Annotated in this window: 14 protein-coding genes and 2 pseudogenes; 1 reads left to right on the forward strand and 15 read right to left on the reverse strand. The window is 34.2% G+C overall.

Annotation, left to right across the window (positions count from 1 at the left end; all coding sequences use genetic code 11):
* Positions 1–422: 422 nt before the first annotated feature.
* From DF281_RS13830 to DF281_RS13860, 7 genes and pseudogenes are all read right to left on the reverse strand, one after another.
* Positions 423–791, reverse strand: coding sequence for an RHS repeat domain-containing protein (locus tag DF281_RS13830; protein WP_109350853.1), 369 nt, complete (start codon positions 789–791; stop codon positions 423–425).
* Positions 792–799: 8 nt separating this feature from the next.
* A complete protein-coding gene (locus DF281_RS13835) occupies positions 800–1042 on the reverse strand; it encodes a hypothetical protein (RefSeq protein ID WP_109350854.1) in 243 nt (80 codons plus the stop codon).
* A gap of 648 nt (positions 1043–1690) precedes the next feature.
* Complete coding sequence (locus DF281_RS13840) at positions 1691–2278, reverse strand: DUF2247 family protein (RefSeq protein ID WP_109350855.1); 588 nt, start codon at positions 2276–2278, stop codon at positions 1691–1693.
* Between the two features lie 16 nt (positions 2279–2294).
* Entirely contained in the window at positions 2295–2714 is a 420-nt protein-coding gene (locus DF281_RS13845; protein ID WP_133538441.1) for a hypothetical protein, read from the reverse strand.
* Entirely contained in the window at positions 2657–2971 is a 315-nt protein-coding gene (locus DF281_RS13850) for a hypothetical protein (protein ID WP_370447850.1), read from the reverse strand. The genes DF281_RS13845 and DF281_RS13850 overlap by 58 nt, the downstream gene beginning before the upstream one ends.
* A 204-nt stretch (positions 2972–3175) precedes the next feature.
* A complete protein-coding gene (locus DF281_RS13855; protein WP_109350857.1) occupies positions 3176–3385 on the reverse strand; it encodes a hypothetical protein in 210 nt (69 codons plus the stop codon).
* A gap of 125 nt (positions 3386–3510) precedes the next feature.
* Positions 3511–3909 (reverse strand): annotated as a pseudogene (locus tag DF281_RS13860) (hypothetical protein); the annotation flags it as partial.
* 581 nt (positions 3910–4490) lie between these two features.
* Between DF281_RS13860 and DF281_RS13865 the strand changes: the two are divergent.
* Positions 4491–5620 (forward strand): IS3 family transposase gene (locus DF281_RS13865; RefSeq protein ID WP_109350859.1). Its coding sequence is split into 2 segments (ribosomal slippage): positions 4491–4737 and positions 4737–5620, totalling 1131 coding nucleotides; the frame shifts between segments, so codons are not numbered across the junction.
* Positions 5621–6447: 827 nt separating this feature from the next.
* Here DF281_RS13865 and DF281_RS13870 read toward each other — a convergent pair.
* From DF281_RS13870 to DF281_RS14840, 8 genes and pseudogenes are all read right to left on the reverse strand, one after another.
* Positions 6448–6636: a hypothetical protein gene (locus tag DF281_RS13870; protein ID WP_109350860.1), complete on the reverse strand. Its 189-nt coding sequence runs from the start codon at positions 6634–6636 to the stop codon at positions 6448–6450.
* A 38-nt stretch (positions 6637–6674) separates the two neighbouring features.
* On the reverse strand, positions 6675–7091 hold the full coding sequence (locus tag DF281_RS13875; RefSeq protein ID WP_109350861.1) for a hypothetical protein: 417 nt from the start codon (positions 7089–7091) through the stop codon (positions 6675–6677).
* A gap of 113 nt (positions 7092–7204) precedes the next feature.
* Complete coding sequence (locus tag DF281_RS13880) at positions 7205–7570, reverse strand: hypothetical protein (protein ID WP_109350862.1); 366 nt, start codon at positions 7568–7570, stop codon at positions 7205–7207.
* 2 nt (positions 7571–7572) lie between these two features.
* Positions 7573–7980: a hypothetical protein gene (locus tag DF281_RS13885; RefSeq protein ID WP_109350863.1), complete on the reverse strand. Its 408-nt coding sequence runs from the start codon at positions 7978–7980 to the stop codon at positions 7573–7575.
* Positions 7957–8046 (reverse strand): annotated as a pseudogene (locus DF281_RS15125) (hypothetical protein); the annotation flags it as partial. The pseudogene DF281_RS15125 and the gene DF281_RS13885, both read right to left, overlap by 24 nt.
* A 108-nt stretch (positions 8047–8154) precedes the next feature.
* On the reverse strand, positions 8155–8322 hold the full coding sequence (locus DF281_RS14800) for a hypothetical protein (RefSeq protein WP_166636160.1): 168 nt from the start codon (positions 8320–8322) through the stop codon (positions 8155–8157).
* Positions 8319–8843 carry a hypothetical protein gene (locus DF281_RS13890; protein WP_109350864.1) on the reverse strand — a complete coding sequence of 175 codons (525 nt, stop codon included), beginning with the start codon at positions 8841–8843 and terminating at the stop codon, positions 8319–8321. Before DF281_RS13890 ends, DF281_RS14800 begins: the two co-directional genes overlap by 4 nt.
* Before the next feature lie 236 nt (positions 8844–9079).
* Positions 9080–9278: IS30 family transposase (locus tag DF281_RS14840; RefSeq protein WP_206058904.1), on the reverse strand; the 199-nt coding region annotated here is incomplete at its 5' end.

The following is a 9278-nucleotide window of genomic DNA, read 5'->3' on the forward strand; positions in this document are numbered from 1 at the left end:
AATTTTACTGGAGATAGTTTTAGAGTTACAAACGCTTTATCGCGACAAAGATAAAAACTAAATTGAAGGCTGGCAAGCTTGTGTATTTTTCATTGCAAACTTATGCACTTTCTTCTTGCAAAACACACCATTTTCTGATTTTAAATCAACAATTAATATTGTTAATGAAATTACACAAAAAATAGCTCCTAAATATATCAAATTATATTCCCCCACTATATAGGTAATCCTGCTTTTCAAAATTTACTTTAAGCAAAATCATTCCATGTTTTTTTCAAGACTTCTTTGTTGATTTGTCTACCACATAATTTAAAACAAAGTGTTTAGCCTTAATAATTTTTTATACAACTTAGCTTCTTTTGAAGTTAAATAGCCATACTTTAGAGCTCTATTCAACAAACCACCAGCTCTTGCTACTCCCGTTAACCACCACTTAGCGCTCCTATAACCATCCAAGCTACTTTCCCATCCGGATCCACATTCTTCACATATGTGTACGACGCGATGATTTGGTCATCTAGTGTCGTTACCTTTGATAAACGTTGTTGCGGATTGTACATGTACTTATAATGTTCATCTTGCAATAAGTTACCATCTGCATCATACGTATAAGCCGTCTCATTTTTCGTCGCAATTTGATTGGCATCATTATACGTGAAAGTCACTTTCTCACCATTCACTTCGGATGCTGTACGATTCCCAACTTCGTCATATTTATACGTATTCATTGTACCATTTGGCAGTGTTTCTTCTTCTAATTGGTCATTGGCATCATATACAAAGCTACTCACTTGACCATTTAGATCGGCTTGTGCTGCTTGCTGGACGCAAGTTGGATGAGCCTTGCAACATGGACGTTGCGCTCTTGGCTCATCTTCAACATGCCATTTTTCGTATAGTCATATGCAATTTTAAATGGTTGCTGCGCTTTTGTTGTGTACGTTAGTGAGCCGAGTAAATTCGCATCGTTCATTTGTGTCACTTGTTTCCATAAATCATTGTTCAGTTTGTTAGTACCCTGGTCAACTAAAATTCCAACCAACTGCCACGTATCTATACGAAATTCATAAATAGTATAAAAATAGCTCCACTAAAAACAGGTGGGTGCTATTTTACGCTTACTTATGAGAAGAGATTCGATATTTTCCACAAACCTCATGCCATGTAAATTTTTTATTAGTTAACATTTGGTTTTCTTTATATTGTTTTCAATTGTTTGCTTACTATTGATTTAAAATAAAGTTATACCGTTTGTAAAAAAGATTGATTAAAACGTATGTCATTTAGGATGAATCCTTTCATATCAAGGTTTTATAACGACGTATTAATCAATCTTTCTTTTAATTATGGCTATTTTGATCAATCTTTTTTATAAAACCATTTTGGGGTTGGTTTGATCAATCAACGTTTCTATCTTCATTTTGATCAAACTTTATTTTAAACCAACACTTACTTCTCGCCATAAAAAATACCCCAATAAGCAAACAGATTTTTGTTTTTTTATCTATCTACCTATTAGGGGAGCATGTTATTTTCACTTTGGATTTTCAGAAACTTATGAAATCAATTACTAAGAGTCCCTGCATAAATGCTACTAAGGAATAGAAATTCTTTTTAATTTTTCAACTTTGCAGCAGAACCTGTTTTTAGAGTAACTAGTTTATTAATATTTCGAAAATTATCATATATTTCATTTTTCATTCCATTCATTGAAAAAACAGGTATGCTGTTGTTCTAAAAAGACATGCCATGGTTCCATTAATTCTTGATCAGCTCGTATACCATATGCCACCCATTCCAATAGTACAAACAAAAATTCTTCAGCGGACTTGGAAGGCGCGCGGAAATCTTCTATAATAGAGGCTAAAATCGTTTCATATCCCTGATCGCATTCTATTGAAAGCGAATTTTGATAAAGATAAGATGCAATCGCAAATAAATATTTATTTTTACAGTTCAAAATAAACTGTTTGTTCCTTAATAGGTTTTCGTCTATTATTTTTTCAATTAAGTCTTTTATTTTCTTTTGTTCTACAAATATTTCAGATTTCATAATAGAAGCTAGCTCAAGTGTTTCCTCTGAGAATATATCATTTACAACTTCCTGTTCCGCTATTTCAATTAATGTTTCATCCGAAATAAATCGATTCATCCATCCCCAATAAAGCTCCGACCAACTGAAATCAATGTCACTTTTTCGAATAAATGTATATGGTAGATTTATTTCTAATTCATTTTTAGGTACATCATAAATTTCATTTCCATACATGTTCTCCATTTTAAAAATCACCCTTCTATAAAATAAAATTTGATAAATAGCTTGATGTGCCTTTCGTCCACAATTGATGATTAATTTCACCATCCTTAGTAATAATATAATGAACCACGCCTTCTCGCCCCTTATAAAGAGCACGTACTTTGAGATGGGTAAATATTTGGCCCATTCTGTTCCGGCTGGTATAAACTCTGCCTTTACTTAATTGTTTAACCGTTAAATACGATGCCATTCGATGATGTGCGTCACTTTTTTCTAGAGCAGTACCTATCCTAGGCATAGAATGTATTTTAGGAGCAATTACACTGGCTTTTAATTGTACTCGCTTATATACTTTTACTCTTTTTGTCTTATGAACCGTCTTGATTTTTTTAACACCTTTTACAGTTTTATAAACTTTTCGTACTTTATACATTCTATAAGCAAAATAAGCCCCCATAAGAACATACTGAACATATTTCCCATCCGCATAGCTATAACCATTTTGTGATAATGGCTCATCTTCATCACCTGGATGTGGGCCTCACACGATGTGAGTGTCATCGACGTTCGCACAGGACGTGCGGATCTTAGTCGATGTTCTGCTAGGAAGGCTCCGTTTGCTGGGTTATAGTAACGTGCTTGTAAATAGTAATTCTTCGTCTCATCGTCATAATAATAACCTGCATAACGCTGTCGTCTGGACGACGATTGGATAAACGCTACGACAGGACGTCGTTTCTAGCGTTCACCTGGATTTGCTTTCGCCAAGTCACCTTCGACCGTTAATACATTTCCATAGGCATCATATGTGTATGCACCAACTTCTTGATCTTCACTATCACGGCCTCACACGATGTGAGATCCATCGACGTTCGCACAGGACGTGCGGTTCTTAGTCGATGTTCCTTAATTAATACATCACCATGGTGGTTCGTAATGAATTGCTGCTTGCAGGATGCAAGTTGGGCGAGCCAACAACAGGACGTTGTGTACTGGCTCGCCTTCCTTTACGGTTTCAAATGTACCGGATTCATTTTTCGCTTTCACAATCATACCAAGCGGTGTATAGCCACTCCATTCATATGAACGGTATTCTGTTACAGTATCCTTTACTTTCACAACTTCCATCTCTAATACTTCGGCGTTATAGAAGTATTCATGTGTTGTATCGCCAACTGTTTTCGTTAAACGTAAGCCGTTTTCATCGTATGTGTACGATGCGATGGTTTGGTCGTCTAGCGTCGTTACTTTTGTTAAACGTTGTTGCTGCTGCTTGCTGGACGCAAGTTGGGTGAGCCTTGCAACAGGACGTTGCGAACTTGGCTCACCTTCCTTTTATAATGTTCATCTTGTAGTAAGTTACCGTCTGCATCATACGTATAAGCCGTCTCACTTTTCGTCGCAATCTGATTGGCATCATTATACGTGAAAGTCGCTTTCTCATCATTCACTTCGGATGCTGTACGATTCCCCACTGCGTCATAATCATACGTGTTCATCGTACCATCTGGTAAGGTTTCTTTTGTTAATTGGTCATTGGCATCATATACAAAGCTGCTCACTTGACCATTGACATCAGTTTGTGCGATATTACCCGCCCTCGTAAATTCATAGCCAAATTTAAATGGTTGTTGCGCTTTTGTTGTGTACGTTAGTGAACCGAGTAAATTATTTAATTAACTAAAGAAAAAGCATTATCATGAGTATTCTTTTTAAAGTAATACCACTATATTTCTTCATTGAATCACTCTATTCCACACTAAAATTCAAACTTTTCTTTATTCATAGGAATAGGTACCACATCTAGTCAGTATGAGATTATGTTACTTGTTTGAAATCTTTTTATTTCAAGTTATTTTCTTTTTTGAAATTTCTATAAGCTAGATACTGCATAAGACAAAAACCAATTATTCCACTTAGCACTGCACTTATAGATTTAGGTCCACCCATATAAATATATGAAGCTATTGCTGATATTAGAAAAACAATGACAAATAACCCTATATAGAATTTTTGTGTTTTCAAAAATAATTTAAATATAATTCTCACCTCTAAGTCTTAAAAACCATTAAAATAACCATTTCTTGGCTTTTTATCTTTCCTATCTAAATAATTAAATATAGAGCTTCCTGGATTTAGCCAAAAACCACTAATATGGATAGGCTACACTAAGTTAGACAGAATAAATGAGGGCTTGTAAACTTAGACTAACAATTAAAAGGAGTGTGCTACTATGCCACGTCAACGTCGAACTTTTACACCTGAATTTAAGCTGCAAATGGTGAAGCTTTATGAAAATGGGAAATCACGTGCTGACATCGCTCGTGAGTATGATTTAACCCCTTCGGGATTAGATAAATGGATTAAGAATCATCGAGCTACAGGTTCATTTGCTGCTAAAGATAATCGAACAGACGCAGAAATTGAATTGGAGAAGCTACGTAAAGAAAATCAACGTTTATTAATGGAAAATGATATTTTAAAGCAAGCAGCGCTGATCATGGGACGAAAATAAATGTGATTCGTAATAATGCTCACAAATATTCGGTATCAGCAATGTGTGCCGTCCTAGAGATTAAAAGAAGCACTTATTATTATCAAATAAATTTAGACGCTACTTCACAGCGAAAAACAGAAGATATGGCACTTTCAAAAGAGATTGAACGCATTTTTAAAGAAAGCCGTAATAACTATGGTACGCGTAAAATTAAAAGAGAGTTATTAAAATTAGATAAGCCGAAACGTGCATCACGACGCCTTATCAGTCGTATAATGCGAGCGTTAGGTTTGGTTTCAAATTACACAGTGGCACAATTTAAACCGAATAAATCGTGTTCAAATGAGGCACTCGTAAAAAATGAGTTGCAACGTGAATTTATTCAAGAAAAAGAATTAGCTGTCGTTGTCAGCGATTTAACATATGTTCGTGTCAGTGGGAAATGGCATTATGTATGTTTATTGGTAGACCTTTTTAATCGTGAAATCATAGGCCCTAGTGTTGGAGAAAGCAAGACTGCAAGTCTTTTCTATAAAGCATTAGCAAGCATTTCTGCAAATTTGAATAATATACAAATGTTTCATACGGATCGAGGAAAAGAATTTGATAACAAGTTGATTGACGATGCACTTGAAATATTTAATATCCAACGTTCGCTTAGTATGAAAGAGTGTCCTTACGATAATGCTGTAGCAGAAGCAACATTTAAAGTATTTAAAACAGAATTTGCAAACCAGGCTAACTTTTCTGCTGTAGACCAATTGGAGATTGAGTTGAATGATTATGTTCATTGGTTTAACAACATCCGTATTCATGGAACTTTGGGTTATTTAACGCCTACGGAATTTAAATTACAGCCCATATAATTTTTGTTCAATTTATTGTTGCCATTCCAACTCCTGCGTGCCGTATTTATAGAGAAATTTTTATTCGCCATGCCAAAAATAGTGCAATTCCCAGCTGTATAGGTTAGTTTGGCTGAAATAAATTTACTCATTCTGCTTTTATAAAGCCTTTGATTGATGCAATTCATAGCGAAGTGGATGTTTGGGTCTTGAATATCTAGTAAATTTTGAATTTCATGGTTAATAGCCCCCCTTAGTGTATGGTTTGGTAGACTTTTATTCTATTGGGAAACTCACTTGTTTTCTATTTTTTGAATAAAAATAACGTTACTGAAGTTTCCGCACTGATCTGATTAGAGATCGGTGCCTTTTTCTTCACCAACGTTATTTGATAAAGAACCAAAAAACTCCAACTACATTCATTTTCAAGATTGTCTCATGACCGCTAAATTTGTTGAAGGCGTGTTGTATTTGGCGCTTACGTATATGGGATAGTTCAACAATACAATTCAGTTACTTAATTTAGAATATACCCTTCTAAATAATAGAAGAAATATGCACATGCAAAACCTAATAGTAAATATTTTAATTTAAATGAATAATCTGTTTCCGAATCGTGTATTTTTTTCACCAATATAATCGCAATCGATATATTAATAATTATTAGTGAAAAAATATGTGGGGAATCTAGAGTGATATTATTGGCATTTAATATAATTATTGAAACTAAAAAGTAATAAAAATATATAGTAAATTTCATGATTTATCCTTTCCTTTAAAATCAAGAATCCTTAGTAAGTACTGTAAACTAAATAGAAAAATTTATCCTCATTTTCTACTAGATACATCTAATAAAAACCTATAATAACATATATTATAGTTATTAGAACTCCTATTATTATTAGGAGACAAAGCCATTTAAAAAATAAAGAAATAATCCCGCTTTTTCCTTTAAGTTCTTCAAAATATGCATAAAGTATTATTATAATAAGCAGACTTGCAAATATATACCATGCAATCGCTTTCACTTGTTCCATTTTACTCCTCCGTAAGATTTATCAATGTAGTCTAGTTTTCACAACATACTCAGCATAATAATAAACATTTCTGTAGCAATTTGCATAGTTAAAATACTTATTACGCCCCCTTGTACAATTCCTATTCCAAATCTCCCTAGTAAATATAAACCACTAAAAGATTTTTTAAATACTTGAATAGCTGCTTTTCTTGCTGCCGCCCTTACTTCTTTTTCAATTTTCTTTTTGAGTAGAGCGGAATTCTCTATTATTCGTCGAGCTTGTTCAGTACGAGTTTTTATTTTCGCAGATTTTACATCTTTATATGAATTTAATGCATCAGCTACTAAGGCAAGAACAAAAGCGAAGTCTGTGAACGTAGAGACAATCTCATCTACAACATACCCTATTCCAACTGCCAGTGCATACAAAATTCTATTTGGTTTTGTTCTTTGACCATTCGGATCAAACTTCATCACCAGATTTCCATTCGCATAGCTATAACCATTCTGTGAGTTGCTCGCTAGATGTAAAGTTGAGCGAGCTAACAATAGGATATTGCTTGCTGGCTCAACTTTCTTTGTGAAAACTATACTTTAAAGCATTTGCTAAACTTTTTATCATCTTTAATTCGTTTTCTAAAATTTCTTTCCCAATGCTTACTATCCTCTATAGTCGAATTTTCACTAATAATTCTTAGGATTTTAGGAAAATCTGAATGATAATCTAGTTTTTCTTTTTCTACTAAACTCAACCCTTTAATAAAATATTCACTAGCTTTTTTTTTTTCGCCAAGTTTATTATAAATCATCCCTAAATTAATCAATAAACTAGAAATTTCTCTTTTATCATTTAATTTATATAGGTTTGATAAAATTAAATCTATTGCTTTTTTCTTCATCATAAAAAGCTCGAAAAATAATGCTTTATACACTATAAAATTATACTTGTCCATTTCTAAATCTTCCTTATCAAATAGTTTCTAGCTGATCGTAGACCATTGTCAATTTTTTTCCCAAGCCAATTTCTATCAAACCAACTTTCATACTTCCAAAGTTTTGAACCCCAATAACTAATATAATCACCTACTTTTGAAAACCAACTTCCACTCACATAAGATAATAAACCGCCCGTTATAAAGCTCTTCACCGTTTTCTTTCCAATTTTTCTATCTAACATAGTAAAGCCTTTTTTAGCAGCTTTTCTAGAAATCCAAGCTCCTATTCCGCCACCACTTAGAATAAGTACTACGTTTGTCAAAGTATTATCAATAAAATCATTAAAAATCACATTTATAAACCATTTTAATGAGTTTTTCATTTTTGTAGTGAGAGATTTTTCTCCATTCGGATCCACATTCATCACGGGATTGCCATTCGCATAGCTATAACCATTTTGCGATAATGGTTCGTCATCATCACCTGGATGTGGGCCTCACACGATGTGAGTGTCATCGACGTTCGCACAGGACGTGCGGAACTTAGTCGATGCTCCTTAATTAGTACGTCTCCACGATGGTTCGTAATGAATTGCTGCTTGCTAGACGCAAGTTGGGCGAGCCAACAACAGGACGTTGTGTACTGGCTCGCCTTCCTTTACGGTTTCAAATGTACCGGATTCATTTTTTGCTTTCACAATCATACCAAGTGGTGTATAGCCATTCCATTCATATGAACGGTATTCCGTAACAACATCCTTTACTTTCACGGCCTCACACGATGTTCCTTTTTATCCAATACTTCGTCGTTATAGAAGTATTCATGTGTTGTGTCGCCAATTGTTTTCGTTAGACGTAAGCCATTTTCATCGTATGTGTACGATGCGATGGTTTGGTCGTCTAGCGTCGTTACTTTTGTTAAGCGCTGTTGTTGATTGTAGGTATACTTATAGTTTTCATCTTTCAATAAGTTACCATCTGCATCATACGTATAAGCTATTTCTTTTTTCGCCACAATTTGATTGGCATCATTATACATGAAAGTTGCTTTCTCGCCATTCACTTTAGATGCTGTACGATTACCAACTGCGTCATATTTATACGTATTCATTGTACCATTTGGCAGTGTTTCTTCTAATTGGTCATTGGCATCATAAACAAAGCTGCTCACTTGGCCATTGACATCAGCTTGCACGATATTTCCATTTTTCGTATAATCATATGCAATTTTAAATGGTTGCTGCGCTTTTGTTGTGTACGTCAATGAACCAAGTAAATTCGCATCGTTCATTTGTGACACTTATTTCCATAAATCATTATTCAATGTAATTTTAAGTAGCTACGGAAAAAGCATCACCACGAACATCCTTCTTAAAGGAATACCCATTGATAATGCTTCAATTTGAATCACTACACTTCATGCTATATTCCAAACTATTTTCAGTAATAAAATTAGGTCTCATATCAGCAATTATAAGTTCTGTTTAAATAAGTGTTGCCTATCCAAATTTTTTGTACTTTGAATTGTCAAATTAAACGCAACGCCTTGCTAAAGAAGAGTTCATAAGGTGTTTTCCAACCTAAGCACTTACGTGGACATTTATTTAGTTTCTCCATACAGGTTTCAATATAATCTTTTGTGCATGAGTTCATATCTTCTGTCTTCGGAAAGTATTCTCGAAGCAGGCCATTTGTATTTTCATCTGTTCCTCGTTGCCATGGGGCG

The sequence above is a fragment of the Kurthia zopfii genome, from assembly GCF_003143955.1.
In the GTDB taxonomy this organism is placed as follows: Bacteria; Bacillota; Bacilli; order Bacillales_A; family Planococcaceae; genus Kurthia; species Kurthia zopfii.